This window comes from Arthrobacter sp. MDT2-16, from assembly GCF_054510925.1.
Window position 1 is genome coordinate 93326 of record NZ_JBTNDP010000005.1, and the last position, 26091, is coordinate 119416.

At 69.8% G+C, this 26091-nt stretch carries 28 protein-coding genes; 14 read left to right on the forward strand and 14 right to left on the reverse strand.

The genetic code is table 11. The features are described from left to right. The first annotated feature begins 57 nt into the window (after positions 1–57). The 4 genes from ACX80N_RS10505 (at position 58) to ACX80N_RS10520 (ending at position 3853) form a co-directional block, all read left to right on the forward strand. Complete coding sequence (locus tag ACX80N_RS10505) at positions 58–2067, forward strand: M3 family metallopeptidase (protein WP_459339352.1); 2010 nt, start codon at positions 58–60, stop codon at positions 2065–2067. A gap of 25 nt (positions 2068–2092) precedes the next feature. Then, positions 2093–2809: a GNAT family N-acetyltransferase gene (locus ACX80N_RS10510; RefSeq protein ID WP_459339353.1), complete on the forward strand. Its 717-nt coding sequence runs from the start codon at positions 2093–2095 to the stop codon at positions 2807–2809. Between the two features lie 27 nt (positions 2810–2836). Continuing rightward, complete coding sequence (locus tag ACX80N_RS10515) at positions 2837–2947, forward strand: mycothiol transferase (RefSeq protein ID WP_459339354.1); 111 nt, start codon at positions 2837–2839, stop codon at positions 2945–2947. A 96-nt stretch (positions 2948–3043) separates the two neighbouring features. Then, on the forward strand, positions 3044–3853 hold the full coding sequence (locus ACX80N_RS10520) for a MerR family transcriptional regulator (RefSeq protein WP_459339355.1): 810 nt from the start codon (positions 3044–3046) through the stop codon (positions 3851–3853). Positions 3854–3965: 112 nt separating this feature from the next. Here the strand turns inward: ACX80N_RS10520 and pdxS are convergent, their stop codons facing one another. Next, positions 3966–4880 carry a pyridoxal 5'-phosphate synthase lyase subunit PdxS gene (gene pdxS, locus ACX80N_RS10525; protein ID WP_105030451.1) on the reverse strand — a complete coding sequence of 305 codons (915 nt, stop codon included), beginning with the start codon at positions 4878–4880 and terminating at the stop codon, positions 3966–3968. Between the two features lie 760 nt (positions 4881–5640). Between pdxS and ACX80N_RS10530 the strand changes: the two genes are divergently transcribed. Next, entirely contained in the window at positions 5641–6468 is an 828-nt protein-coding gene (locus ACX80N_RS10530) for a sigma-70 family RNA polymerase sigma factor (protein WP_459339356.1), read from the forward strand. A 130-nt stretch (positions 6469–6598) separates the two neighbouring features. Here ACX80N_RS10530 and pgsA read toward each other — a convergent pair whose 3' ends face one another. Genes pgsA through thrS form a run of 3 tightly spaced genes read right to left on the reverse strand, consistent with a single transcriptional unit; the run spans position 6599 to position 9911 of the window. Then, a complete protein-coding gene (pgsA, locus tag ACX80N_RS10535; protein WP_105030454.1) occupies positions 6599–7282 on the reverse strand; it encodes a phosphatidylinositol phosphate synthase in 684 nt (227 codons plus the stop codon). Further along, the gene (locus tag ACX80N_RS10540) at positions 7282–7899 is read right to left on the reverse strand and encodes an HIT family protein (protein WP_420808204.1); all 618 of its coding nucleotides are present in this window, start codon (positions 7897–7899) and stop codon (positions 7282–7284) included. Before ACX80N_RS10540 ends, pgsA begins: the two co-directional genes overlap by 1 nt. Then, entirely contained in the window at positions 7899–9911 is a 2013-nt protein-coding gene (gene thrS / locus ACX80N_RS10545) for a threonine--tRNA ligase (protein ID WP_105030455.1), read from the reverse strand. The genes ACX80N_RS10540 and thrS overlap by 1 nt, the downstream gene beginning before the upstream one ends. Positions 9912–10202: 291 nt before the next feature. Between thrS and ACX80N_RS10550 the strand changes: the two genes are divergently transcribed. From ACX80N_RS10550 to ACX80N_RS10560, 3 genes are all read left to right on the forward strand, one after another. Next, on the forward strand, positions 10203–10460 hold the full coding sequence (locus ACX80N_RS10550; protein WP_105030456.1) for a mycoredoxin: 258 nt from the start codon (positions 10203–10205) through the stop codon (positions 10458–10460). A 124-nt stretch (positions 10461–10584) separates the two neighbouring features. Beyond that, positions 10585–11670 (forward strand): S-(hydroxymethyl)mycothiol dehydrogenase, encoded by a 1086-nt coding sequence (locus tag ACX80N_RS10555; protein WP_105030581.1) that lies wholly within the window; start codon positions 10585–10587, stop codon positions 11668–11670. Next, positions 11670–12299, forward strand: coding sequence for an MBL fold metallo-hydrolase (locus tag ACX80N_RS10560; RefSeq protein WP_105030457.1), 630 nt, complete (start codon positions 11670–11672; stop codon positions 12297–12299). The genes ACX80N_RS10555 and ACX80N_RS10560 overlap by 1 nt, the downstream gene beginning before the upstream one ends. Before the next feature lie 181 nt (positions 12300–12480). On the opposite strand, the gene ACX80N_RS10565 is transcribed toward ACX80N_RS10560, so the two are convergent. Next, positions 12481–13221, reverse strand: coding sequence for a lipoate--protein ligase family protein (locus tag ACX80N_RS10565; RefSeq protein ID WP_459339357.1), 741 nt, complete (start codon positions 13219–13221; stop codon positions 12481–12483). Between the two features lie 19 nt (positions 13222–13240). Between ACX80N_RS10565 and ACX80N_RS10570 the strand changes: the two genes are divergently transcribed. Continuing rightward, the gene (locus ACX80N_RS10570) at positions 13241–13393 is read left to right on the forward strand and encodes a hypothetical protein (RefSeq protein WP_459339358.1); all 153 of its coding nucleotides are present in this window, start codon (positions 13241–13243) and stop codon (positions 13391–13393) included. On the opposite strand, the gene ACX80N_RS10575 is transcribed toward ACX80N_RS10570, so the two are convergent. The 3 genes from ACX80N_RS10575 to ACX80N_RS10585 form a co-directional block, all read right to left on the reverse strand. After that, on the reverse strand, positions 13390–14421 hold the full coding sequence (locus ACX80N_RS10575; protein WP_105030458.1) for an aldo/keto reductase: 1032 nt from the start codon (positions 14419–14421) through the stop codon (positions 13390–13392). The two genes, ACX80N_RS10570 and ACX80N_RS10575, sit on opposite strands and share 4 nt — an antisense overlap. A 110-nt stretch (positions 14422–14531) precedes the next feature. Next, positions 14532–14816 (reverse strand): DUF427 domain-containing protein, encoded by a 285-nt coding sequence (locus ACX80N_RS10580; protein ID WP_105030459.1) that lies wholly within the window; start codon positions 14814–14816, stop codon positions 14532–14534. A gap of 102 nt (positions 14817–14918) precedes the next feature. Continuing rightward, positions 14919–15695 (reverse strand): thioesterase family protein, encoded by a 777-nt coding sequence (locus ACX80N_RS10585; protein WP_459339359.1) that lies wholly within the window; start codon positions 15693–15695, stop codon positions 14919–14921. Between the two features lie 403 nt (positions 15696–16098). Between ACX80N_RS10585 and ACX80N_RS10590 the strand changes: the two genes are divergently transcribed. Continuing rightward, the gene (locus tag ACX80N_RS10590; RefSeq protein ID WP_459339480.1) at positions 16099–17592 is read left to right on the forward strand and encodes an MDR family MFS transporter; all 1494 of its coding nucleotides are present in this window, start codon (positions 16099–16101) and stop codon (positions 17590–17592) included. A gap of 42 nt (positions 17593–17634) precedes the next feature. Here ACX80N_RS10590 and ACX80N_RS10595 read toward each other — a convergent pair whose 3' ends face one another. Continuing rightward, positions 17635–18492 (reverse strand): Rieske (2Fe-2S) protein, encoded by an 858-nt coding sequence (locus ACX80N_RS10595; protein ID WP_459339360.1) that lies wholly within the window; start codon positions 18490–18492, stop codon positions 17635–17637. A 262-nt stretch (positions 18493–18754) separates the two neighbouring features. Here ACX80N_RS10595 and ACX80N_RS10600 point away from each other — a divergent pair, with 262 nt between their 5' ends. From ACX80N_RS10600 to ACX80N_RS10615, 4 genes are all read left to right on the forward strand, one after another. Further along, positions 18755–19612, forward strand: a complete 858-nt coding sequence (locus ACX80N_RS10600) for a pentapeptide repeat-containing protein (RefSeq protein ID WP_459339361.1) — start codon at positions 18755–18757, stop codon at positions 19610–19612. A gap of 190 nt (positions 19613–19802) precedes the next feature. Then, positions 19803–20690: an SGNH/GDSL hydrolase family protein gene (locus tag ACX80N_RS10605; RefSeq protein ID WP_459339362.1), complete on the forward strand. Its 888-nt coding sequence runs from the start codon at positions 19803–19805 to the stop codon at positions 20688–20690. A 57-nt stretch (positions 20691–20747) separates the two neighbouring features. Continuing rightward, positions 20748–21653, forward strand: a complete 906-nt coding sequence (gene ypfJ / locus ACX80N_RS10610) for a KPN_02809 family neutral zinc metallopeptidase (RefSeq protein ID WP_105030463.1) — start codon at positions 20748–20750, stop codon at positions 21651–21653. Between the two features lie 11 nt (positions 21654–21664). Next, positions 21665–22426 (forward strand): glycosyltransferase family 2 protein, encoded by a 762-nt coding sequence (locus ACX80N_RS10615; RefSeq protein ID WP_459339363.1) that lies wholly within the window; start codon positions 21665–21667, stop codon positions 22424–22426. A gap of 57 nt (positions 22427–22483) precedes the next feature. On the opposite strand, the gene ACX80N_RS10620 is transcribed toward ACX80N_RS10615, so the two are convergent. The 5 genes from ACX80N_RS10620 to ACX80N_RS10640 all read right to left on the reverse strand — a co-directional run bounded on the left by ACX80N_RS10620 (position 22484) and on the right by ACX80N_RS10640 (position 26075). Next, positions 22484–23104, reverse strand: a complete 621-nt coding sequence (locus tag ACX80N_RS10620) for a DNA alkylation repair protein (RefSeq protein WP_459339364.1) — start codon at positions 23102–23104, stop codon at positions 22484–22486. Continuing rightward, the gene (locus ACX80N_RS10625; RefSeq protein WP_459339365.1) at positions 23104–23844 is read right to left on the reverse strand and encodes a hypothetical protein; all 741 of its coding nucleotides are present in this window, start codon (positions 23842–23844) and stop codon (positions 23104–23106) included. The genes ACX80N_RS10620 and ACX80N_RS10625 overlap by 1 nt, the downstream gene beginning before the upstream one ends. Then, complete coding sequence (locus ACX80N_RS10630; RefSeq protein WP_459339366.1) at positions 23841–24761, reverse strand: ABC transporter ATP-binding protein; 921 nt, start codon at positions 24759–24761, stop codon at positions 23841–23843. The genes ACX80N_RS10625 and ACX80N_RS10630 overlap by 4 nt, the downstream gene beginning before the upstream one ends. Before the next feature lie 23 nt (positions 24762–24784). Further along, positions 24785–25153, reverse strand: coding sequence for a GntR family transcriptional regulator (locus ACX80N_RS10635; protein ID WP_459339367.1), 369 nt, complete (start codon positions 25151–25153; stop codon positions 24785–24787). A gap of 67 nt (positions 25154–25220) precedes the next feature. Next, positions 25221–26075, reverse strand: a complete 855-nt coding sequence (locus tag ACX80N_RS10640) for a CPBP family intramembrane glutamic endopeptidase (protein WP_459339368.1) — start codon at positions 26073–26075, stop codon at positions 25221–25223. Positions 26076–26091: the final 16 nt, after the last annotated feature.

Below are 26091 nucleotides of genomic sequence, written 5' to 3' on the forward strand. Positions count from 1 at the left end.
GCCCGCAGGGTCAAGGGTGATGCGGAGAAGTGCAACAACGTGCAAAAGTTGGTTCCCATGAGCAACCCTTTTCTCGAACAGAGCACCCTCGACTACCAGCTGCCGCCGTTCGCCGCCATCCGGGACGAGCACTACCTGCCCGCCTTCGACGCCGGTTTCGCCGAGCACCTCGCCGAAATCGGGAGGATCACGGGCTCCGATGAGGCGCCTACCTTCGAGAACACGGTCGTCGCCCTCGAACGTGCGGGCAGCACGTTGGACCGCGTGGCACGCGTCTTCTTCAGCAACTCGGTCAGCCACGCCACCGCAGCCATCCAGGAGCTCGAGCAGCAGGTCGCTCCGCGCCTTGCCGAGCACGAGGACAACATCAGGCTCGACCGGGCCCTGTTCGAACGGATCCGCCAGGTACCCGTCAACGGGCTCGACGACGAGTCCGCGCGGCTCGTCGAGGAACACCTCCGCAGCTTCGTCCGGGCCGGCGCCGAGCTCGACGACGACGCGCAGGCCACGCTCCGCCGCCTCAACGCGGAGCTCTCCGCGCTCAGCACCGAGTTCTCCCAGAAACTCATGAAGGACACGAACGAGTCCGCGCTCCTGCTCCAGACCGCCGAGGAACTCGACGGGCTCTCCGCCGATGCGATCTCGGCCGCAGCGACAGCGGCCACGGACGCCGGCCATGAGGGCAAGTACCTCCTGACGCTCATCCTCCCCACCGCGCAGCCCGCCCTGGAGTCGCTCACGAACCGGGACGTCCGCCGTCGCCTGCACGAGGCATCGGTGAGCCGCGGTGCACGCGGCAACGACGCCGACACGCTCTCGATCACCACCCGCATGGTGACCCTCCGTGCCGAGCGCGCTGCGCTGCTCGGCTTCGACTCGCATGCCGCCGCCGCGACCGACAGCCAGACAGCGCCCTCACTCGAGGCGATCCTGGACCGGATGCGGGAGCTCGCCGCTCCGGCCGTCCGCAACGCCCGCAGTGAGGCGGAGGAGCTGGAGGCCGAGGCGGGGCACGCCATCGAGCCCTGGGACTGGGCCTTCTACGCGTCGAAGGTCCGGAAGGCGAAGTTCGACGTCGACCTGGACGCCCTGCGCCCCTACTTCGAGCTCGAACGCGTCCTCCACGACGGCGTCTTCTACGCCGCCAACCGCCTCTACGGCCTGACCTTCACGGAACGCCCGGACCTCGTGGGCTACCACCCCGACGTCCGCGTGTGGGAGGTCTTCAACGAGGACGGCTCCGGACTCGGCCTGTTCCTCGGCGACTTCTACACCCGCGACACGAAGAGCGGCGGCGCGTGGATGAACTCCTTCGTGGACCAGTCCTCGCTCGAGGGCACGCACGCCGTCGTCATCAACAACCTGAACATCTCCAGGCCGGGAGCAGGTGAACCGACGCTGCTGTCCTACGACCAGGTGGTCACCACCTTCCACGAGTTCGGCCACGCCCTGCACGGACTCTTCTCGGACGTCACCTATCCGCTGTTCGCCGGCACGTCCGTGCCGCGCGACTTCGTCGAGTACCCGTCGCAGGTCAACGAGATGTGGATCCTCTGGCCCGAGATCGTCGCCAACTACGCCCGCCACCACGAGACCGGCGAGGCGCTCCCCCAGGACGTCATCGACCGCATCCATGCGGCAGGCGCGTGGGGCGAGGGCTTCGAGACGACGGCATACCTCGGCGCCACGCTGCTCGATCTCGCCTGGCACTCCATCCCCGCCGGCACCGTGATCGAGGACCCGCTGGCCTTCGAGGCCGCGGCGCTCGCCGACGCAGGGGTCGATTTCGCCCCCGTCCCGCCGCGGTACCGCACCTCCTACTTCAAGCACATCTTCGCGGGCGGCTACGCGGCCTCCTACTACGCCTACATCTGGAGCGAGATGCTGGACGCCGATACCGTCGAGTGGTTCAAGTCCTCGGGCGGACTCACGCGCGAGAACGGCGACCACTTCCGGCGAGAGCTGCTCTCCCGGGGTAACAGCATCGACCCGCTGGAGGCCTTCCGCCGATTCCGTGGACGCGACGCCGACCTCCATCCGCTGCTGGTACGCCGCGGCCTGGCGTGACGGGGATCCCTGGCGGGGTCGACGCATGGTGACGATCGCCCAGTGCCAGCGCCTCCAGGCCTCCTGGTTCGCCGCACTCGCCTCGGCCACCGGCGGGAAGACCTTCTCCACGCATGGCTGCACCTGGGTGTGGCTGCCCGCGCGTCGGGAGCTGATGATGATGTTCCCTGAGAGCGTCACGGCCTACGCGGTGCGGCCGGCACTGGCCGAGGGCAGCCGGCTCGGTGCCACATCCGCCCGGGTCTGGCTCAACGGCGCAGTGGACCCCGCCGAGCTCGGAGCGCTCGGATTCGCGCCGGGCTGGCAGCCGTGGTGGATGGCGGCTCCGGTGTCCGCCGTCGTGCGGTCGGGCGACGACGACGCCGTCCTCACCACCGAGGTGTTCGACTACTCGGGCCCCCTGGCGGAGGAGTTGCGGGTGGTCCGGACGCAGCCGCGGCAGGCATGGCACGCGGTGACACGGGACACCGACGGCGGCAACATCTCGGGTGCTGCGTACTCCTTCCGGCCGTCCGGCGTCGCAGGCCTCACCGGACTCGGCGGCATCCACCACCTCGAGGTCCTGCCCGCCTACCAGCGCCGGGGCCTGGCGACGGCCCTGCTGAGCACCACGGCACGGGCGGCGGGCGCGGCCGGGGCGATGGATCTCGCGGTGAACGCCACACCTGAGGGCTACCGGTTCCTCTCACGGCGCGGGTTCACCCTGCTCGGCCGCGGCCGGACCTACGCCCTCGATCTCTGAGGGCGGACGCGTCGCTACTGTGGTGGCATGACGACCGACCCACGCACATCCCCTCCTCCGGCCGCCGAGAAGACGGCGCGGCACTGCGGCCACCTCGACATCCTCCGGGAACTGCTCGACGGCACGACGGGCCAGTGACCCGGCGTCTCTTGACCCTGCCCCCGGGGCCGGGTTGACGCTCGGGGTGTGGCAGGACAGCCACGACGACATCACAGGGAGGTACCGGTGCCGCTCATGAGCAGTGGGGCCTTCAGCCGCCGGACGCGACTGAGCAGCAAGGCGCTGCGCCTGTACGCCGAGAGCGGCCTGCTCCCACCCGCACGGGTCGATCCGCGCAACGGCTACAGGTACTACGGAGACCACCAGGTAGCCGACGCGCGCCTGATCATCCTGCTGCGCGGGCTCGACATGCCGCTGGGCACGATCGCCGCCGTCCTGGCGCAGGACGCGAGCCGGCGCGCCGACCTGCTCGCCGCGTACTGGACCAGCGTCGAGGCGACCCGGTTCGCGCAGCGGCATCTGGCCGCGTACGTGATGTCGCAATTCATCGAGGGGAAGGAGAAGCAGATGGATGTGAGGACGAGGGAATGCGATTCCATGACCTACGTGACGGAGAGGAGGCGGGTGCGGCCGGACGAGATCCCGGACTTCATCCGCCTGTCGTGCAACCGGCTCGCACCGGTGGCCGAGGGACTCGGTGGCTGGGCAGGACCGCTGACGACCATCTACCGGAGCCCCGTCAACGACGACACGGACGGTGTCGTGGAGAACGCGATCCCGGTACGCGGCGGGGTGCTGCCGACCGACGTCTCCGGCGAGACGAACGTGCTCGTCGAGCCGGCCGGAGAACTGGCCTACGTCCGTATCACGCAGGCCGAAGTGGTGTATCCGCAGATCCTCACGGCCTATGACGAGGTGTACGCATGGCTGTCCCGCGAGGGCCTCACGCCCTCGCTCCCCCCGCGTGAGATCTATTTCGCCCCGTTCGACGACGCCCACCCCGAGGCCGAGGTGTGCGACGTCGCTGTCCCCTTCCGAAGGTAGCGCGGGAGGGCCCCGATGCGGAGAGGACCGCAGCCGATACGGCTACGGTCCTCGCCGCTCCCGATGGGAGATCCTGCTCCGGTACGACCCGCCGAGCTCGCGCCGGGCTCTACTACCAGCCGCGCTCTGCCAGGCGGTGGGGCTGGGGGATCTCCTCGACGTTGATACCGACCATGGCCTCGCCCAGACCGCGCGACACCTTGGCGATCGTGTCCGGGTCGTCGTGGAACGTGGTCGCCTGGACGATCGCGTTCGCACGCTCCGCGGGGTTGCCGGACTTGAAAATGCCCGAGCCCACGAACACGCCGTCCGCGCCGAGCTGCATCATCATGGCGGCGTCCGCCGGAGTGGCGATGCCGCCCGCGGTGAAGAGGACCACGGGCAGGCGGCCCGCGGAGGCCACCTCCTTGACGAGCTCGTACGGCGCCTGGAGTTCCTTGGCGGCCACGTAGAGTTCGTCCTCGGCCATCGAGGACAGCCGGTTGATCTCCGAGCGGATCTTGCGCATGTGCATCGTGGCGTTCGACACGTCGCCGGTGCCCGCTTCACCCTTCGAGCGGATCATCGCGGCGCCCTCGTTGATGCGGCGCAGGGCCTCTCCGAGGTTGGTGGCGCCGCAGACGAAGGGGATGGTGAACTTCCACTTGTCGATGTGGTTGGTGAAGTCCGCGGGCGTGAGCACCTCGGACTCGTCGATGTAGTCGACGCCGAGGGACTGCAGGACCTGCGCCTCCACGAAGTGGCCGATGCGCGCCTTCGCCATGACCGGGATGGACACGGCCTCGATGATGCTGTCGATCATGTCGGGGTCGCTCATGCGCGAGACGCCGCCCTGGGCGCGGATGTCGGCAGGAACCCGTTCGAGCGCCATCACGGCTACCGCACCGGCGTCCTCGGCGATGCGTGCCTGCTCGGCGGTGACGACATCCATGATGACGCCGCCCTTGAGCATCTCGGCCATCCCGCGCTTGACCCGGTTGCCGCCGGTCTGAGCTGTGGTTGCCGAACGGTCTTCAACGGTGGACACGATTTGCCCCTAAAGGTAGATAAAAGCTGACCCTTCATGATACGGCCCTGGGCATCACTCCCCCGATCGCCGGCCGGGTACCGTCACCGGCCGTCACGCTTCGCGGTCGCTCACCCCCGATCCGACCGTGCGCAGCGCCCTGCGACGGCGACAGGGCCCTCACCGGCGCGTGGTCACGTCCCGGGGCGGGACCACGTCCCGTCGGTCGAGCTCGTCCAGCACCCTGTCCAGGCCCCCCGACCAGGGTGAAGGCCGCACCCGTCCCACAGGTCCGGCAGGTCCGGCACGTCCGGCCGGCATGCAGGGCGGCACCGCAGCACGCTGCAGCAGACTCAGGTCCCACTCGGAGACTATGTGCAGATCGGCGGGCAGCCATTCATTCCCGTGTGTCATCAGTGTCCTTCCCGCAGTCGTCGTTCGCTGCTGGTTAGACGGACCGGGCCGGTCCGGTTCATCGGTCCGCCGTGCGGGACGGGGTTCGGGCTGCAGGCGAGCACCGTCGGCCCCGGAACCGTCCGGGCCGACCTCCTCCCATGGCTCGGTCCCGGACGGGAGATCATCGTCCCGCGGCTTCCCTCACCCCGGACCCGTGACGTCCACCCGTAAGCTCCTCAACCTCAGCCTTTGAGCAGGATTGACTCAGCGCCGTCAACCGGCCGATGGCCGCTGATAGCTTCACGAATGACATCAGCCTCTCGTGCGGACCTACTCGGGGTCTGCGCGAGGGCGTATTGGCATCAAGCAGCTGGGGAGCTTGCTCATGCACTCACGCAACCGCGAAGAACTCATCGTCGACAACCTGCCACTCGTCGGGTATCTCGTCTCGAGCCTCTGCGCCCGCGCCACGCATCTCTCACGGGACGATCTCGCATCGGTGGGAGCCATCGCCCTCATCACCTCGGCGGACTCGTTCGATCCCACGCTCGGGGTGCCCTTCGGCGCCTACGCGCGCCGTCGGATCACGGGAGCGTTCGCCGACGAGATGCGGTCCAACGACTGGGCCCCGCGATCGGTCCGACGGCGGATCGGCGACACCCTCGCGGCGCAGGACACCCTGGCGGCCTCGCTAGGCCGGACGCCGACCGTCGAGGAGCTGGCCATGACCCTCGGCGTGAGCCGGCAGGAGGTCCACGCGGCGCTCGACGACGCCGCGCGCTCCGTGCAGACCCTCGACGAGACCGTGCTCGACATCGTTCCCGCGCTCGATCAGCTTCCCGAAGCATCCCTGCTCGCCGGCGAGCAGGTACGACACCTGCGCGCTGCTGTAACGCACCTGCCGGAGCGGATGCGCCACATCATCGAGCAGGTCTTCTTCGAGGGCAGGTCCGTCACCGAGGTCGCCGCAGAACTCGGCACCACCCACTCCGCGGTTTCGCAGCAGAAGTCCGAGGCACTGCGCCTGCTGCAGGACGGACTCGCGACCCACTACTCCGATGCCTCCGCAACCCCGTCGGCGCCCGTCTCCCGGATCTCACCCAAGCGACGTGCCGAGTACCTCTCGGCGCTCGGCACCGCACTGTCTCCCCTGCGTGATGGTGCGACAGCGCTCGCAGGCGCCCGCTCCCCGGCTTTCGCCTCCGCCTCCTGACCTGAGCCCTCGACGGCCGGTGTGGCCTGCCGGCATCCCCTCCGGCGTGAGCGCCTTCCGCATCGGACGCGGCAGGCCGGATGTCGGCACGCCCGACCGGCGGAAGACCTTCCCGGCGGCTCTTCGGCAGCTATTCGGCGGATGCGTCGGTGGACGCGCCGCGCGCCCCCGGCCCCGACGCTCCCAGGGGGTTCGACGACGTCGGCCCGGTGTCCAGCGACTGACGGCGGACGGCCCTCACCCTCTGGAACACCGTGACCAGGCTCGCTGCGGCGAGGATGACAAGGACTGCCAGCAGGACACCCTCGGGCAGGCCCAGGCCCGTCAGTCCCGTGACCACGAGGACGGAGACGAGACGCTCGGCCCGCTCGGCGAGGCCGACGTTCGCCGTGAAGCCCAGCGATTCGGCCTTGGCACGCACGTAGGAGACGATCATTCCGAGCACGAGGCAGGCCAGGGCGGCGATCGCGATGGCCGGATTCCGTCCGCCGGTAAAGAACCAGATCGCGACGCCGGCGAAGAGCGCACCGTCGGCGAAGCGGTCCAGCGTCGAGTCGAGGAAGTTGCCCCAGGGGCCGCTGTGACCCCTCGTGCGCGCCATGATGCCGTCGAGCACGTCGGAGAACACGAAGAGCGTGATGAAGACCGTGCCCCAGAACAGCTGGCCGAGCGGGTAGAAGACGAGCGCGCCGCCGGCCACGCCGACGGTGCCCACGATCGTGACGGCGTCGGGTGTCACGCCCCATCGCAGCAGCAAGCGGGCCAGTGGCGTGAACAGTCGGGTGAAGAAGCCCCGTGCGTACCTGTTGAGCATCAGGCCACCGATTCCGGGACGTCCCCGGCCGAGGGCCAGGCCGCCGCTACCTGCTCACGGACCTCACCGAGCGTCTGCGTGATGGCCTTGGTCTGGGCGATGATCGGCAGGAAGTTGCCGTCCCCGCCCCAGCGGGGCACCACGTGCTGGTGGAGGTGGGCGGCGATGCCGGCACCACCCGTGACGCCCTGGTTCATGCCGAGGTTGAAGCCCGACGGATTGGACACGCGCCGCAGCACGCGCATCGCGGTCTGGGTGAGGGCCGCGACCTCGGCCGTCTCCGCCTCGTCGATATCCGTGTAGTCGGGGACGTGCCGGTAGGGGCAGACGAGGAGGTGACCGGCGTTGTACGGGAACAGGTTGAGCAGCACGAAGGCGTACGTGCCGCGGTGGACGATCAGGGACTCCTCGTCGCTCAGCTGCGGCGCGTGGCAGAACGGGCAGGACGCCTCGGACGTCACCTGCTCCTGCCCTCCCTTGATGTACGCGAGGCGGTGGGGGGTCCACAGGCGCTGGAAGGCGTCGGGCACGCCCGCGAGCTCGAATCCGTCCGTCACCGTCGCGTCTCCCGGATATGCCGCCGTCGTGCCCTCCTCCAGGCTCCCCCCGCCTTCCATCAGAGTGTGGCCTCCCTGGTCCGGACCGCCTCCACGATCCGGCGGACGGCCTCGTCCACGGGCACCTGATTGTCCTGACTGCCGTCACGGAAGCGGAAGGAGACGGCACCGGCCTCCTGGTCCTCGCCGCCGGCGATGAGCACGAACGGGACCTTCTCCTTGCTCGCCGTCCGGATCTTCTTGGGGAAGCGGTCGGACCCGGCGTCGACCTGCGCCCGGATGCCCTCGGCTTTCAGCCTGTCGACGACGTCGAACATGTAGTCGTTGAACGCCTCCGCGACGGGGATCGCGAGCACCTGCACCGGCGCGAGCCAGGCCGGGAATGCCCCGGCGTAGTGCTCGGTCAGCACGCCCATGAAGCGCTCGATCGACCCGAAGAGCGCCCGGTGGATCATCACAGGACGCTGGCGCGACCCGTCGGCCGCCTGGTATTCGAGCTCGAAACGCTCGGGCAGGTTGAAGTCCAGCTGGATGGTCGACATCTGCCAGGTGCGCCCGATGGCGTCACGGGCCTGCACGGAGATCTTCGGTCCGTAGAACGCGGCTCCCCCGGGATCCGGGACGAGCTCCAGGCCGGAGGCCTCGGCGACCTCGGCGAGGGTGCGCGTGGCCTCCTCCCAGATGTCGTCCGAGCCGACGGACTTCTCCGGGTTGCGGGTGGAGAGTTCCAGGTAGAAGTCCTCGAGGCCGTAGTCCTTGAGGAGCCCGAGGACGAAGTTCAGCGTCCCCGTGAGCTCGTCCTTCATCTGCTCGCGGGTGCAGTAGATGTGGGCGTCGTCCTGGGTCATCCCCCGGACGCGCGTGAGGCCATGGACCACACCGGACTTCTCGTACCGGTACACGGACCCGAATTCGAACAGGCGCAGCGGCAGCTCGCGGTAGGAGCGCCCGCGGGACCGGAAGATCAGGTTGTGCATGGGGCAGTTCATGGGCTTGAGGTAGTAGTCCTGCCCGGGCTTGCGCACCGAGCCGTCCTCGTTGAGCTCCTCGTCGACGTGCATCGCCGGGAACATGCCGTCGCGGTACCAGTCGAGGTGGCCGGAGACCTCGTAGAGGTGCCCCTTGGTGATGTGCGGCGTGTAGACGAACTCGTAGCCGGCGTCGGTGTGGCGCTGCCGGGAGTAGTCCTCCATCGCCTTGCGGATGATCCCGCCCTTGGGATGGAACACCGGCAGGCCGGAGCCCAGCTCGTCGGGGAACGAGAACAGGTCCAGCTCCGTGCCGAGGCGGCGGTGGTCACGGCGCTCGGCCTCGGCCAGGCGCTCCTGGTACGCCTTCAGGGCGTCCTTGGTGGGCCAGGCGGTGCCATAGATGCGCTGCAGCTGCTTGTTCTTCTCGCTGCCGCGCCAGTAGGCCGCCGCTGAGCGCGTCAGCGCGTAGGCGTTGGAGATGAGCTTGGTGTTCGGCAGGTGCGGACCACGGCAGAGGTCCTTCCACACGACGTCGCCTGACTTCCGGTCCACGTTGTCGTAGATGGTCAGCTCGCCGGCGCCGACCTCCACGGACGCACCGTCGTCGTCCGTCGCCCCGCCCTTGAGGCCGATCAGCTCGAGCTTGTACGGCTCGTCCTGCATCGCCTCGCGCGCCTCGTCCTCGGAGACGACGCGGCGTACGAAGCGCTGGTTGGCGTTGACGATCTTCAGCATCATCTTCTCGAGCTGCTTGAGCTCGTCCGGCGTGAAGGGCTCCTCGACGTCGAAGTCGAAGTAGAAACCGTCGGTGATGTACGGGCCGATACCGAGCTTCGCGCCCGGGCGCAGCTGCTGCACGGCCTGCGCCATGACGTGCGCGGCGGAATGGCGCAGCACCTCGAGACCTGCAGGATCCTCCAGCGTGACGCCCTCCACGGACGCGCCGTCGGGCAGTTGCTGGTCGAGGTCCTTCAACTCGCCGTCCACGCGCATGACGACGACGTCGCGCCGCTCGCCGAACAGCTCCGTGCCGGTGGTGCCCGTGCTCGCCTGCTTCTCTTCGCCGTCGACGATGAGTTTGATAGGCTGCGGCGCTGACACGGGGAGTCTCCTTGATGCTGGGAAATAGATGCCCGAACGGGCGCGGCGGGCGCCGGTGAGGTCCGGGACCGCCGTGCTGATCGTATCGGGTGGTCGAAGAGCCGACCAACAAGCACGCCGCTGAGGACGCCGTCGGTATGACGCCGGACGGGCAGCGCGGGCGTGGCATGACGGGATGCAGCGCGAGGAATGGCGCGACGCCGATCCGCGTTGACGAGGATGCGGGCGCAGTGAGCGCCCCGCCTACCGACACAGGGCGCAGCAGACCCGCGCCCGGACCGAAGGAGCACCGTGGAGTACACGCCAGAAGCCGGATCCATCACCATGTTCTCCACCTCGTGGTGCGGATACTGCCGTCGCCTCAAGTCCCAGCTCGACGCCCAGGGCATCGGCTACAACGAGGTGAACATCGAGGAGGTCGAGGGGACGGCCGAACTCGTGGCCTCCCTCAACGGCGGCAACCAGACGGTGCCCACCGTGATCTTCCCGGACGGCACCACGGCGACGAACCCCTCCCTCGCGGACGTGAGGACCAGGCTCGCCGCCTAGCACCCACCCGCCCAGCACCCACCCCGCGCGAACACCTTCCCCGCACCCGGCGCGTCCCCCATATGCTGGAAGCGGTGCGCCCCTGAGCTGGGGCCACCGCTCCCAGCGGAAGGACAGCGAGAACATGGTGCACAGAGTTCAGGGCGTCGTGGTGCGGGCGAAGGATGCCCCCGCCGCCATCGAGACCATCCTGGTGCCGGATCCGGGACCCGGGGAGGCGCTGGTCGACATCCTCACCTGCGGCGTCTGCCACACCGACCTGCACTACAAGCAGGGCGGCATCAATGACGAGTTCCCGTTCCTCCTCGGTCACGAGGCCACCGGCGTGGTCAGCGCGGTGGGCGATGACGTCACCACCGTCGCACCGGGTGACCGCGTGATCCTCAACTGGCGGGCCGTCTGCGGCGAGTGCCGCGCGTGCCGCCGCGGCGAGCCCCAGTACTGCTTCGACACGCACAACGCCACCCAGAAGATGACGCTCGAGGACGGCACCGTCCTGTCCCCCGCGCTCGGCATCGGTGCCTTCGCCGAGAAGACCCTCGTGGCTGCCGGGCAGTGCACGAAGGTGGACCCCGCAGCGGACGCAGCGGCCGTAGGCCTGCTCGGCTGCGGCGTCATGGCCGGTATCGGTGCAGCCATCAACACGGGCAACGTCTCCCGGGGCGACTCGGTGGCCGTGATCGGGTGCGGCGGTGTCGGGATCGCCGCCGTCGCCGGTGCGAAGCTCGCCGGAGCCACCACGATCATCGCGGTCGACATCGACGACCGGAAGCTCGAGCTCGCGAAGGGCCTCGGCGCCACCCATGTCCTCAACTCGAAGGAGGAGGACCCGGTGGAGGCCGTTCGCGCCCTGACCGGCGGTAACGGCGCCGACGTGGTGATCGACGCCGTCGGCCGCCCCGAGACCTACAAGCAGGCCTTCTACGCACGCGACCTCGCCGGGACCGTGGTGCTCGTCGGTGTCCCCACGCCGGACATGACCATCGAGCTGCCGCTGCTCGACGTCTTCGGGCGCGGCGGCTCGCTGAAGTCCTCCTGGTACGGCGACTGTCTGCCCAGCCGCGACTTCCCCATGCTCGTGAGCCACTACCTGCAGGGCAACCTCGACCTCGACGCCTTCGTCACCGAGCGGATCCGGCTCGACCAGGTCGAGGAGGCCTTCGAGAAGATGCACGGCGGAGCCGTCCTCCGCTCTGTGGTGGAGCTCTGATGGTGGCGCGCGTGGAGCACCTCGTCACCTCCGGCACCTTCTCCCTCGACGGCGGCACCTGGGACGTGGACAACAACGTGTGGATCGTGGGCGACGACGACGAGTGCGTGGTCATCGACGCCCCGCACGACGCCGGCGCCATCCTCGAGCAGATCAACGGACGCACCGTTCGCGCGATCCTCCTGACGCACGCGCACGACGACCACATCCGCGCCGTCGGAGACCTCTTCGACGCCGTCCACGCACCGATCCACCTGCACGACGGCGACCGCGAACTCTGGGACATGGTCTTCCCCGCGCTGAGCCCGGACCAGTCGATCAGCGACGGCGACACGATCGACGTCGCCGGCGTGACGATCACGGCCCTGCACACCCCAGGCCATTCCCCCGGCTCGGTCTGCTACTACCTCGAGGAGGCCGGCACGGTCTTCACCGGCGACACGCTCTTCCAGGGCGGCCCGGGAGCGACGGGGCGCTCCTACAGCGACTTCCCGACGATCATCGAGTCGATCCGCACGCGTCTGCTGACCCTGCCTCCGGAGACCATCGCCCGCACCGGCCATGGCGACAGCACCACGATCGGAGACGAGGCCCCGCACCTCGAGGAATGGATCCAGCGCGGGCACTGACGCCGACAGGCGGAGGAGGTAGCAGGGCCGGGCGCTTCGGGGCCGCGCGCAGGTGTGCGGCCCTGAAGCGCCCGGCGTGGTGGGCAGGGCGGGCCGGACTCCGCCCGGTGATGGCCGACATCGGCCACTGCAGTCGGTGATCGCCCGGCAGACGCGCAGCCCGCCGACGCCGTCGACGTCCTCACACCGGACGCGGCGCATCCTGCACGTCGAGGTGGACGACGTCGGCGTAGGCGGCCAGCAGCGCGGTCTCGACGTCGTCGACCGTGACCCCGGGTGCCAGGTCCTGGGCCGCTCCGGCCGTGGCGGGGCGCCACACGAGGCCCAGGGCCGCGTAGACGTCGGTGAGCACGGCTCGCAGGGGCTCCGCGTCCTCCACCACGATCACGGACGAGAACAGCCACGCCCCGGCGACGACGCGCTGGGCGGTCCCGACGAGCTTGACTGCCGGCACGCCGCCGCGCCGGCCGTGCACCGTGAACTCGCCGGGGCAGTACTCCCCCGGTACCTCGCCCACGTGCGCATCCAGACCCACGTCGGTGAGCACCCGCGCGAACAAGTCGCCGAACGCGCCGAAGCGGGCACGCGTGCCCACGACGGCGTCGGCGGCCGGTTCGACATGGTCGACGATCAGGCACCCCCGGTGATACGCGGCGGCGCGGCCACCGGCCCGGCGGACGAGGGGCGCGAATCCGTGCGCGGACGAGGCGTCGGCGGCGTCGGGGAAGCCGGGCAGCCGGGCATCCCGCTGCCCGAAGGCGACGGTGGGGCTCGGCCGATAGAGGCGCACCGTAGCGGGCCGGGTGCCGGCACCGACCTCGCGTAGGAGCTCGATGCCCCGGTCGAGATCGTGGGCCGCGTCATCCGTCGCAGGGTCGACGACGAGTGCCAGCCCGGCTGCGCCCGTCCACGGAGTGCTCATCCCTCCATCGTAGGCAGTGGTGAGCACCCAAGGCGCCGCGGCGATGCGCGGAGCGGTACGGCGGACGGAGGACGGCGCCCGAGGGCCGGGACCCGCGCGCCTGCTCGTGGCGTGGACGGGCAGCACGGCGTCCTGCGTGCCGTGCGCGATGAACACCGCCGGCTGCCGCTAGCGTCCGCCGTCGATCCGGCGGCTGCGCTGCTCGATGCCGGGCGTGCCGTAGGGGTAGTCGCCGAAGGTGGGGGTGCTCACCTCGTCGAGACGGCCGAGCTCCTCCGGTGTCAGCTCCAGTCCCGCCGATGCGAGGTTGTCGGCGAGCTGGTCCTGTGTCCGCGCGCCGAGGATCACGGACGTGACGGCGGGTTGCGCCGCGACCCAGGCCAGGGCCACATGGGAGGCGCTCGCTCCGCGCTCGTCGGCGATGCCTGTCACGGTGTCGATGATCCGCCAGGTCCGCTCCTGCGCATTGCGCTTCTCCCAGGCCTCCATGCCGCGCTTCGGGTTCTCGCCGAGGCGCGTGGCGCCGGTCGGTTCGGTGTCCCGGGTGTACTTGCCGGTCAGCCAGCCGCCGCCCAGCGGGGACCACGGGAGCATGCCCATGCCGGCGTCGAGCACCGCCGGGACGATCTCCGCCTCGATCTCCCGCACGAGCAGGGAGTACTGCGGCTGCAGCGTCACCGGCAGCGAGTAGCCGCGCTGGCGGGCGATCTGGTACGCCTTCGTGAGCTGCCAGCCCGTGTAGTTGGAGAACCCGTAGTAGCCGATCTTGCCCTGGACCACGGCTTCGTCCAGGAAGCCGAGCGTCTCCTCGAGCGGCGTCAGCGGATCCCACGCGTGCACCTGGTACAGGTCCACGTGGTCGACGCCGAGCCGCGTCAGCGATGCCTCGAGCGCTCGCCGGAGGTGGCGACGGGACAGACCCAGATCGTTGACGTCGTCGCCCATCGGGAACCGGCCCTTGGTCGCCAGGACCATCCGGTCCCGCTCCGCCGGGTTCTTCGCCAGCCACCGGCCGATGATCTGCTCGGAGGTGCCGGCGGTGTACACGTCCGCGGTGTCGATCAGATTGCCGCCGGCCGCTGCATAGTCGGAGAGGATGGCGTGCGACGCCGCCTCGTCGGACTCCGCGCCGAACGTCATGGTGCCGAGGGCGAGGTGTGACACCGAGGTGCCGCTGTTGCCGAGTTTCCGGTAGTCCATCGGGTACTCCTTCGTTCGGGCGCCGTGCGACGCCGTCGTCGGTGGATGGTGCTCGTGCCGGCGGCACGGAGAGGGGCGCCGTCGAAGGACGGCGCCCCTCGACGCAGCGATCAGTCGCTGACCGTGACGCCCTTCCAGAAAGCGTAGTGATCGCGGATGTTCTCCGCCGCTTCCTTCGGTTCGGGGTAGGTCCAAGCTGCATCGGCATTCCGATGGCCGTCGACCTCGAGACTGTAGTAGCTCGCCGTGCCCTTCCAATGGCAGACGGTGCGCGTCTCCGACGGGACGAAGTACTCCTGGGAGATCGACCCCGCCGGGAAGTAATGGTTCCCCTCGACCATCACGGTGTCGGTCGACTCCGCGATGACCCTGTCCATCCAGATCGCTTTCGGCATGCTTCCTCCTCCTCGGACCCCACGGACGTCCGGGCGCGGTGCGCCCCATCCTGGGGATAGCTGTCGCACGGCGCAACGACCGAGCGGCCCGGAGCATTCCGGTCAGAGCTTGCGGACCGTGAGGATCTGCTCGAGGCGGCCGAAAGGTCCGTCGACGTCGTGCACCACGCTGGAGGTGAGGCCCACACCGTGCCCGCCGAAGGTGACGCGAGTGTCCAGGCCCAGCCACTCGCCCCGCGGGATGCGGTGCAGGTGGATCTGGAGGTCCACGTTGGGGAACATCCAGCTGTCACCCCCGGGCGCCACACGGGAGGCGATGCCGTTGGCGGCATCCATCATGCCCACCAGCCGCACGACGTCGGGGGCCGTTGCGCCCTCCACCATCGCGTAGGGGTTGCGCAGCCACACCCGGCCCCGCCCCGGGCGGTGTCCCGGGACGACGCGCACCTCGAGCGACCGGATGAAACCGCCGGGCCACGCCGTCATGCCGTCGTAGGGCCCTGCCTCCTCCGGTCCGGGGATCCGCGGGTCCTCGACGGCGGCGACGGCGCCGGTGTCCTGCGTGCTCAGACGCCATGCTCTCGCCACGATGGCCGTGCGGCCCTCGGCCTCCATACGGGCCTCCAGCAGCTCGATGGTGCGCCCCGGCCGGACGACCGCGGTGGCCACCTCGAACTTGCCGCCCGGGATCATGCCGAGGATGTCGAAGCTGAGGCGGCTCAGCTGCATGCCCTCGCGCGGCTCGCACTCCAGCAGGCACTGCGTGAGCAGGCCGGAGATGGGGGCCATGTGCTGTTCCTCGGGGTTCCACGCACCCTGCGCGTGGACCGTCGACTCGAAGGTCCCGCCGCCGAGGTCGCGGTAGAAAGAATCGGACACTGGAAAACTCCTTCGTCGGGGAAAGCCGCGGTCCTGCTCGTACGGATGGGCCGCTCGGACCGGCGTCCGGGCGGCGCACCCGCCCCATGCTAGTGGAGGAGCCCGGCGGCGGCGCTCCGCGGGACCCGACCGCCACGCTGCGGCTGTGACGGCTGATCCCGCGGCGGGAGATCGGCGCGGGATGTCAGGGTGGAATAGAGTTCCGGCACCCGGGGTTCAGTTGATTGACCGGACCCGCGTTCCAGGGGCCCGGTCGTATCGACCACACAACCCCGGCCTGCAAGGAACTCCTTCATGCGCGGCCGGAGCAGATCGAACCGAGCGGATCATCATGACCCAGAGTCCCCCGTCCCGCGTCTCCGACGCGACACCGAACCCGGGTGCCGGTGTGCCTCCGGGCGCCATGGCCGGCCCCTCGCCGGAGGCTGCGCTCAGCCCGGCCGACGACGCAGTCCGCTCCACGGCCACGCAGGACACCCTTCCGGCCCGCGACAAGCTGGTCATCACGCTGCTGCTCATCTCGGCGTTCGTGGTCATCCTCAACGAGACGATCATGGGCGTGGCCATCCCGCGCCTCGTCGAGGATCTGGGCATCACCGTGGGCGCGGGCCAGTGGCTGAGCACCGCGTTCATGCTCACCATGGCCGTCGTCATCCCCGTGACCGGGTTCCTGCTCCAGCGCTTCAACACGCGCCCGGTCTTCATGGCCGCCATGAGCCTGTTCAGCCTCGGCACGCTCATCGCGGCGCTGGCACCAGGCTTCGAGGTGCTGGTGGTCGGACGGGTGGTCCAGGCCAGCGGCACCGCGATCATGATGCCCCTGCTCATGACCACGGTGATGACGCTCGTACCGCCCGCCTCCCGCGGCAAGATCATGGGCAACATCTCGATCGTCATCTCCGTGGCACCTGCTCTCGGCCCCAGCATCTCCGGTGCCATCCTCAGCGTGCTCGACTGGCGCTGGATGTTCTGGCTCGTCCTGCCGATCTCGCTCGCAGCCCTCGGTTTCGGGACGGCCAAGATGCAGAACGTGACGACGCCCCGGAGATCCGCGATCGATGTCCTGTCCGTCGTCCTCTCCGCCGTCGCCTTCGGCGGGATCATCTACGGCCTCAGCCAGCTGGGTGAGGCCTCGACCGGCAGCCCGGTGCCGGCATGGGCGCCCCTGGTCGTCGGCCTCGTGGGCCTGGGCGCCTTCGTGGCCCGGCAGCTGCAGCTGCAGCGGAGGGATGCCGCCCTCCTGGACCTCCGGGTCTTCACCTCGCGGAACTTCACCATCTCCATCGTGGCGATCGCGGTGAGCATGATGGCGCTCTTCGGGACGATCATCCTCATCCCCATCTACGTGCAGACCGTCCTCGGCATGGACCCGCTGGTCTCCGGACTACTGCTCCTGCCGGGAGGACTCGCCATGGGCCTGCTCGGCCCCGTGGTCGGCCGGATCTACGACCGGCGCGGGCCGCGCGTACTCCTCGTCCCCGGTGCGTTCCTGGTCGCCGCCGTCTTCTGGTCGATGACGCAGGTCACGGAGACCACCCCGGTCTGGCTGGTCCTCGTGGCGCACGTGCTGCTGAGTGTGGGCCTCGCGCTCATGTTCACGCCGCTCCTGACATCGGCCCTCGGGTCCGTCAAGCCCCGCCTGTACTCGCACGGCAGTGCCGTGTTCGGCACCGCGCAGCAGCTGGCCGGCGCCGCCGGCACGGCCCTGTTCATCTCGGTGATGACGCTGCGGAGCACGGCCCTCGCCTCCGAGGGCATCGGCGAGGCGGCTGCGCTGGCCGGCGGGATCCGGTCCGCGTTCCTCTACGGCGCGCTGATCTTCCTGCTCGCCGTCATCGCCTCGTTCTTCGTCCGTGCTCCGAAGGAGACCGGGGACTCCCCCGCTCCCCTGCACTAGGAGGGATCAGCCGGGGCGGTGACCCGCGCCGGGCGGGAAGCGTCAGGAGGAAGGCTGGCGCAGCTCGATGTAGCCGTCGCTGGTCACCCTGGTCTCGTAGACGGGCTGGGGCACGGCCGCGGGTCCGCGGTAGTTCTTGCCGTCGTCGAGCCTGAACATGCTCTCGTGCCACGGGCACGTGATGCAGCCGTCCTGGATGGTGCCGTCCTCCAGCGGCCCGCCGAGGTGGTTGCAGACGCTGTCCATCGCGGTCAGCTTCCCCTCGTGCCGCAGCAGCAGGATGGGCACGCCGTTCGTGCGCACGGTGTGCCTGCCGCCTTCGACGACGTCGGCCTCACTCGCCACGCGCGTCCACTCCGTGGGCGCCTCGTGCCATGCCGTCCGATTGACGTTGACGCCGTTGGCGTAGCTCAGGTGACCGCCGAGGTACGCACTGAACAGCATGGAGCCGAGGCCGCCCAGCCCGAGCAGGACGCCGAGGGCACGCCTGTCCTTGGCCCGGGCGACGGCGGAGGCGGTGTACAGGCTGAGGGCGAGGGAGTTGCCGGCGGCGTGGACGATCCCGACGCGGCGCTCCTTCTCCTGCGTGTCCGACCAGTCGTGCAGGCCCGTGATGGCGGTCGGCACGGCCGAGAGGATCCCGACGGTCACGAGCAGATCGGCGGCTTTCTGCGTGTCCTTGCCCCCGGTGAGGTCGAGGAACGAGGCCATGCTCCAGGCGCCCGAGGGAATGACGATCATCATGGGGTGGAGGTGGTGGCCGATGGCCGTGCCGCTGAGGATGTTCCGGATGGTCCGGGGCTGGACGGCCTTGCCGACCACGGCGGCGACGGGATCGGCGATCCTGTCCAGGGCCTTGGCGTTCTCGAGTCCGTCCAGCATCACCTTGAGGATGTTCATCCGTTGCTCCTTCTGATCCGGGACGGCGGCTCGCCGGTCCAGCGGGTAGGCGCGGTGCCGCCCGAACCTACCGTCCCAGCAGGCAGCGGAGGGGACAACCCCGCGACGCCCGGGGAGGTTCCGCTTGGCGAGAACCAGAAACGGTGCGAGAATCCCGAAGGACCGCCGGACCGTGTCCCGCTGCGCCGGTCGGGACGCCGGCAGGCCGCGTGCATACCCTGCTTCCGCCACCCTCCTTCAGCCCCCACCGAGAGGACCTGCCGTGCCCGCCGTCCCGCTGCGCCTGTCCGGTCATCCGGAGGTCGCCCTGACGGCCGACTGCGGGAGCTGCTTCGCCCTGTGCTGCTCGGCGCTGGGCTTCGAACGGTCCACGGACTTCGGGCACCACAAGCCGGCCGGAACCGCTTGCCACAACCTCGCCGCCGACTTCTCCTGCACCATCCACGCGCGGCTCCGCGGCGAGGGGTACAGGGGCTGCACCGTGTTCGACTGCTTCGGCGCCGGCCAGCACGTGGCGCAGGACCTGTTCGGCGGGAAGAGCTGGACGGCGCACCCGGAGGTACGCGCACCGATGTTCGCGGTGTTCCCGATCGTCCGGCAGCTTCATGAGGTGCTGTGGTACCTCGACGAGGCCCAGCGCCTCGCAGCCCGGTCGACCGCCGTACCCCGGGCGGTAGCCGCCGCCGTCGACGCGCTGGTCGAGGAGACCATCGGCCTGACACGCCTGCAGCCGGAGGATCTTCCCGCCGTCGACCTCGCCGAGCTCCGCCGACGGGTCGGTGACGCCCTCGGGGACGTCAGCACCGGTGTCCGGGCGGCTGCAGGGGCGCAGCGCGTCGCCCGGCGCCCGATGGGCGCGGACCTCCTCGGCGCGGACCTGGCAGGGCGATCACTGCAGGGAACGAACCTCAGGGGCGCCTACCTCATCGCAGCGGACCTCACGGGTGCCGATCTCCGCTGGGTGGACCTGCTGGGAGCGGACCTCCGCGACGCCAGGCTGCACGGCGCCGACCTCTCGCGCGCCCTGTTTCTCACGCCCATGCAGGTCGCTGCTGCCGCGGGTGACCGGAGGACGCGCCTTCCCGAGCGGATCGAGCGCCCGTCGCACTGGGCGGACTGAGCGCGATCCGGCGCTTCCGCCGGAGTGTCGCGGCGGCGCGCACGCGCGCGTCCACCCGCCACTTGTAGCCTGAGGGAACGACGCCGGGCGGGGGCACCGAAGGCGGGAACGGATGGGGATGCACCACGGCACGGCAGATCGGTCCTCCGCGTCTCCGACGTACCTCCGGAAGAATCTCCTGGGAGTCCTGGTGGCCCTCACCTCCGTCGGGGTGACCGTCGGGATCCTCGCCGGCGTGGTCCCGCCCGACACTTCAGGCAGCGACACGGCCGGGGCGGCCAGCACGTCCGACGAGCCGTCGAGCACCGCGTCCGAGGAAACGCCGACTGCCCCGCCCCCGGAACGCCCCGCGCCCACGAGGCCCGATCCGCCTGCGGACCCGCCTCAGCCCGCCGTCGGCAGCATCGCCCGGAACCCGGCCACGGGCAGGCCGGAGGTCGTGGTGCCCGACATCCGGGATACCGCAGTCCTCATCGGTGATTCGCAGTCCGCCGGGCCGGACACCTGGCCGCAGGCCGCGCTACGCACCCTCGGCTATTCCGTGAGCTTCGCCGGCGCGGGCGGCACCGGCTTCGTCGCGGCGAACAGGGTGGGCAATGCCAACTACTACGATTCCCTGATGCGCGGCGACTGGGTGCTGCCCCACGGCAGGCCCGGCCTCGTCGTCATCGAGGGTGGAGGCAACGACGCCGCACTGGGTGCCTCGGACGCGCAGATCCTCGCCGGTGCCGATGCCCTCGTGGCGGCACTGAGGAGTACATACCCGTCGTCGCCCCTGGTCATGATCGGTACCCTCAGTCGGGGGGCCGGTGACGGCGGGGGCCGCCGTGCACAGGTCGACGCCGTCCTCGGCGGCTTCGCCGCCCAGCGGGGCATCCCTTTCGTATCAGCCGGCGACTGGCTGACGCGCCACAGGCTGGCGGGCTTCCTCGCCGACGGCGTCCACCTCACCCCTCAGGGCCATCTGCTGGCGGCGCAGGTACTCGAGCAGCACCTCACCGCACTGCAGCTCACCGCCGAGGAAACCTCCCCGGAACCCGTGCGGCGTCGGCCCCACGACCATCGACCGACGGAGTAGCAGCGGACCCCGCGAGCCGTTTCCGCCGGCAACGCTAAGTCGGCTTATTGTTATGCCATGAGCTTCAACGACAACGCCCGGTTCGATCCCTCCCGCGTCAGTGACCGGCGGGGCCGCGGACGCGGTGCCGCCGTCGGAGGCGGAGTGGGCGGCGGGCTCCTGCTGATCCTCTCCCTGATCTTCGGACCCGGCGTGGTGGACGACCTCGGACTCGGCGACGGCAGCACCATCACGCAGGAGCAGGATCCCGCCGGCGAGCCGGCCATCAACGAGTGCCTCACCGGCGCCGATGCGAACGAGCAGCTCGACTGTCGCATCCTCGGCACCGCCGAGAGCCTCGACAGCTTCTGGTCCCCCTACCTCGACCAGTTCGGCGTCACCTACACCCAGCCCGGAGTCGTCCTCTTCACCGACCGGACGAACACGGGCTGCGGCACGGCCACCAGCGCCGTGGGCCCCTTCTACTGCCCGGTCGATGAGCAGACCTACTACGACACCGCGTTCTTCGACGAGCTCGTCACGCAGTTCGGCTCCTCCAGCGGCCCGCTCGCACAGGAATACGTCGTCGCGCACGAGTTCGGCCACCATATCCAGAACCTGATCGGCACCCTCGGCGCCGCGCAGCAGGATCCGCAGGGCGAGGAGTCCGGAGGTGTGCGCGTCGAGCTGCAGGCGGACTGCCTCGCCGGGATGTGGGCGGCCCACGCCACCTCCGTCCCCGATCCGGAGTCCGGCGAGCCCTTCCTCCGCTCCTTCTCGACCACCGACCTCGGGGATGCGCTGTCAGCTGCCGCGTCGGTGGGCGACGACCGCATCCAGGCGGCCGCGACCGGCCAGGTCAACCCCGAGGGCTGGACCCACGGCTCCAGCGCCCAGCGCCAGGCCTGGTTCTCACAGGGCTTCGAGACCGGCGACCTACGGTCCTGCGACACGTTCGCCGCACGCGATCTCGACAACCCCTGAAGGATCACCCCGTGACCGACCGACTCGCCGTCGTCGTCCCCGTCCTCAACGAACCCGGGATCGCTGACACCCTCGAGGCGCTCCGGCGGCAGCGGGACTGCCCGGACCTCCACGTGTACGTCGTGGACAACGGCTCCACCGACGGCACCGTGCAGCGCGTGCGGCGCTTCGCCGCCGAACATCCGACACCCCGCATCACGATCCTCCACGAGCCGCAGAAGGGCACCGGCGCAGCCTGCGACACCGGGTTCCGCAGGGCGATCGCGGACGGCTACGCGCTCGTCGCCCGCACCGACGGCGACAGCGCACCGACCGAGGACTGGGCCGCCCGGCTCCGCACGCTGTTCACCCTCCATCCGGACGTCGCGCTCGTCGGCGGCACGAGCGTCCCGCTGCGCGACAGGTACTACCGCTGGGGCGATGCCCAGCTCATGCCGGGCGCACTGTGGCTCCTGCGGATGATGATGGCCGTGGGACATCTCGATGCCGCCTACCTGCGCTTCGTCGTGGGTCACAACATGGCGGTGCGTGCGACGGCGTACCTCGAGGTCGGCGGTCTCGGACGGACATCGATCGACACCTCCGACGAGGACATCGACTTCTCCGTCCGGCTCTCGCACCGGCTCGGCCACCGCGCCGTCCTGATCGACCCCCGCCTGCGCGTGGCGACGTCGATGCGCCGCGTGCGGCGCTACGGGCTCGGCCTGATGGGTCTCCACCATCTTGTGCCGGCACTGCGCGGGAAGCTCATCCGCACCATCGACGTCCGGTAGGCAGCACCCGCCCGACCGGCGCGACGGCGTCCGGCCCGTCGGGTGCGGGTCGGACCGTCAGCCTGCCCCGCTCGCCCGGACGAGGGCGACGGCGTCCTCCACCGTGCTCACCCGACCCTGGTGCGCCCCCGAGACGAGACGGACGATCCTGCGGAACGAGGCGTCGTCGCCTTCGCCCGTCCGGAACGCCGGGAGGTGGGCCAGGACCGCCGCGCGTCGCAGCCAGGGGTCGTCCGCTGCTGCCCACCGCTCGAGCACGGCGTGGGCGCGCACGGCGTCCTGTCCGCGCAGCCGGAGGAGCAGGGGCCCGACGACGTCGACGGCGAGGGGATCGACGAGGTCGGGCAGGTGGGCCGAGCGCAGGAAACCCTCGATCCGGGTGAGGTCGGAGGATCGCAGGAGTCGTACGGAGGACTGCAGCAGCACGGCGGCCGCCAGGCGCCGCTCGAAGACCGGGCGACTCCACAGCTCGGAGGCCAGGGCTGTGACGTCGTCGTGCCCGAGGCCCGGGTATCGGCGCTGCGCGTTGCGGAGGGTTCCACGTACCGCACCCACGGATGCGCCGTAGTACTCGAGGTGGTCGCCGTGACGCCGCTCGTAGTCCTCGGCCCGCTCCCAGGAGCTCTCGTACTGGAGCGCCTCGTCGATGAAACCGGCCGGGCCATCCGCGTCGGGCATCAGGCGGGCATCCGGCGCAGCGTGAGGTAGGACCCGGCGGTGAGCACCACGGACACCAGGATGGCCCACAGGGTCAGCCCGAGCGCTCCGGTGTCGAGGATCCACTGCCCCACCTCCGGCCAGGCCTGCTGCCACGTCACGAGGGCTACGAGACCCACGAGCGCGAGGCCGATACCGATCAGGACGGTCGTGAGCACCGCCGTGCCGTACCGCTTGTAGATGGTGGCGGACCAGAAACCGACGATGAAGAACAGCATGGTCAGCACGAAGTACGTCAGGCCCGCCGCGACCGGTCCTCCCTGCCACAGCCAGTCCAGGTAGGCGAAGTAGCCGTTCATGCCGTAGCCCCCCGTCGCACGTTCGACCAGGCCGAGCAGCACGAACACCAGCGACATCCCGAGACCGCTCACCGCCGCCGCCGCGAGGGAGCCGACGTAGAACTCCCGCCGGGTCAGGCTCATCGCCTGCGAGAAGGGGAAGGTCATGGTCATGGCCTGGATGCCGACCACGAGGAAGTACCACAGCGGGGCCTGCGAACCCCCGCCGGTCTTGACCCCGGTCACTCCCGCGTTCTGCAGGATCCAGTAGATGAGCATCGTCAGGACCCAGGCACCACCCAGGACGAGGGCAGGCACCCAGATGAACGTCTGCGTGTTGACGAACTGCAGGCGCACCACGTTGCGCGTGCGGTTGCGCACGACGGCAGGGCGCGTCGCGCTGCCGGACTCGATGGTGGTCATCGGAGGCTTCCTTCCTGCGCTTCGGCGGCGAATGCGTCGCGGCCCGGGGTTCTCTGCTGGGTGAGGCGGACGATGAGTTGCTGCAGCGAGACGGGCGCGAGGTCGAGCCCCGCTGCGGCGAGCGCGTCGCGCTCCGCTGCGTCGAGCCGTCCCAGGAACGTCACGGAGGCCACGCGGCCGAGGCTCTCGCGGTGGATGACCTCGCGGCCGCGGAGGGCCCTCTCGACGGCGGCGGTGTCGCCGACGACATTCGTGGCCTGTGCGCGGGCGTCCTCCGTGGACTCGTCCATGATGATGCGCCCCGCGTCGATCACGAGCACCCGTTCGATGAGGTTCGAGACCTCGTCGATGAGGTGGCTCGACAGGAGCACCGTCCGCGGATGCTCGGCGTAGTCGGTGAGCAGGCGGTCGTAGAAGATCTGGCGGGCGACGGCGTCGAGACCGAGGTACGGCTCGTCGAAGAAGGTGATCTCGGCGCGGGACGCCAGCCCGATGATGACACCGACGGCGGAGAGCTGCCCCCGCGAGAGCTTCTTGATGGTGCGTTTGAGCGGCAGCTGGAACTCCTCCACCAGGTCGTCGGCGAGCTCCTGGTCCCACTGCGGGAAGAACAGGCGCGCGGAGGCGAGGGCGTGGCGGGGTGTCGCGTCGTCCGGGTACTTCTGGCTCTCACGCACGAAGCACATGCGACTGAGCACCCGGGCGTTCTCGTAGGGATCCTCACCGAAGACGCGGACCTGTCCGCTCGTCGGGAGGTTCTGCGCCGTGAGGATCGACATCGCGGTGGTCTTGCCGGCACCGTTGCGACCCAGGAAGCCGTAGATGGTGTCCCTCCGGATGTCGAAGCCGACGTCGTCGAGGGCGAGGACGTCCTTGTAGCGTTTGGTGAGGTTCCGGACCTCGATGACAGAGTCCATGATGTCCTTCGATTCGATTGCCCTTACGGGGTCACCGGCTCCACGCCGGCTCGGATGAGGCTCGCGACGTCATCGAGTTCGAGCCCGATCCTGCGCGCCTCGGCAAGGAGGGGTTGCACGTACCGCACGGCGAAGTCGTTGCGGCGCTCCTCGAGCAGCAGGTCGCGGGCACCGGCGGCGACGAACATGCCGATCCCCCGGCGCTTGTAGAGCACTCCCTTGTCCACGAGCATGTTCACCCCCTTCGCGGCGGTGGCCGGATTGATGCGGTAGAAGGCGGCGAGTTCGTTGGTCGACGGCGCCTGGGTCTCCTCGGCGACACTTCCGTCGACGATCGAGTCCTCGACCTGCTCGGCGATCTGCACGAACAGGGGCTTGCCTTCCTCGATCACCGCATCCTCCCTGTTCGCTGGTTAGTTACTTGACTAGTGAACCCCTTCGGTGGTGCGGAGTCAAGCATCAGTAGAGGAAGATGTCGATCCAGGCCCGGTTGTGCGCGTGGATCAGGACGAGGAACAGGACGAGATCGAACAGGAGGTGGACGCAGATGATGTAGGACAGGGACCGCGTCCGGGTGAAGATGAACGCCTGCAACAGCGCGAAGGGGAAGATGAACAGCGGCGCCCAGGCGTGGAACCCCAACTCCCACAGGAAGGACGTGAACAGGACCGCCTGCAGCACGTTCGCCTGTGCCATCGGCAGATGTCGGCGGAGCAGGGCGAACACCGTGCAGATGAAGAACAGCTCGTCCCAGATCCCGAGCCCGTTGGTGCCGACGAACAGCCTGACGATGTCCGCGGGCTCCGACGCCGCAGGCCAGTTGGTGTACACGCCCGTGCGGAGCATGTAGACGGGCAGCAGGGCATAACCGAGGACGACGACGACGGGCAGGTACCACTTCTCCGTGCGCGTCCACCGCTCGCCCGTCCGCACGGGGAAGGTGATCGCGTGGTCCCGGTAGACGAAGCGTGAGACGGCGTAGGGCACGCCGACCGCGAGGATCATGGCGGTCCCCATGACGGCCATGTGCTCGGGGCTGATGTCCGTGGTGATCGGCACGAGCGTCATCACGGACAGGCCGAAGGCGATCAGCAGCAGGTCCCGGAAGAACGCCCTGCCGACGAACGCCGCCGTTCCGAGCGCCACCGCCAGCACGGCATACCCGATCACCGCCTGGTGCAGCACCAACACGAGGAAGCCCGCGAGGGACACCAGCGCGGACGGGATCAGCTCGGGTGACGGCGTGGTCCACGGGCCCTGCTTCCAGGCCTGCTGGCGGGCCGCCTCCGGTAACGCCGGGGCTCGCTGTTCCACCCGATCACGCTCCTTC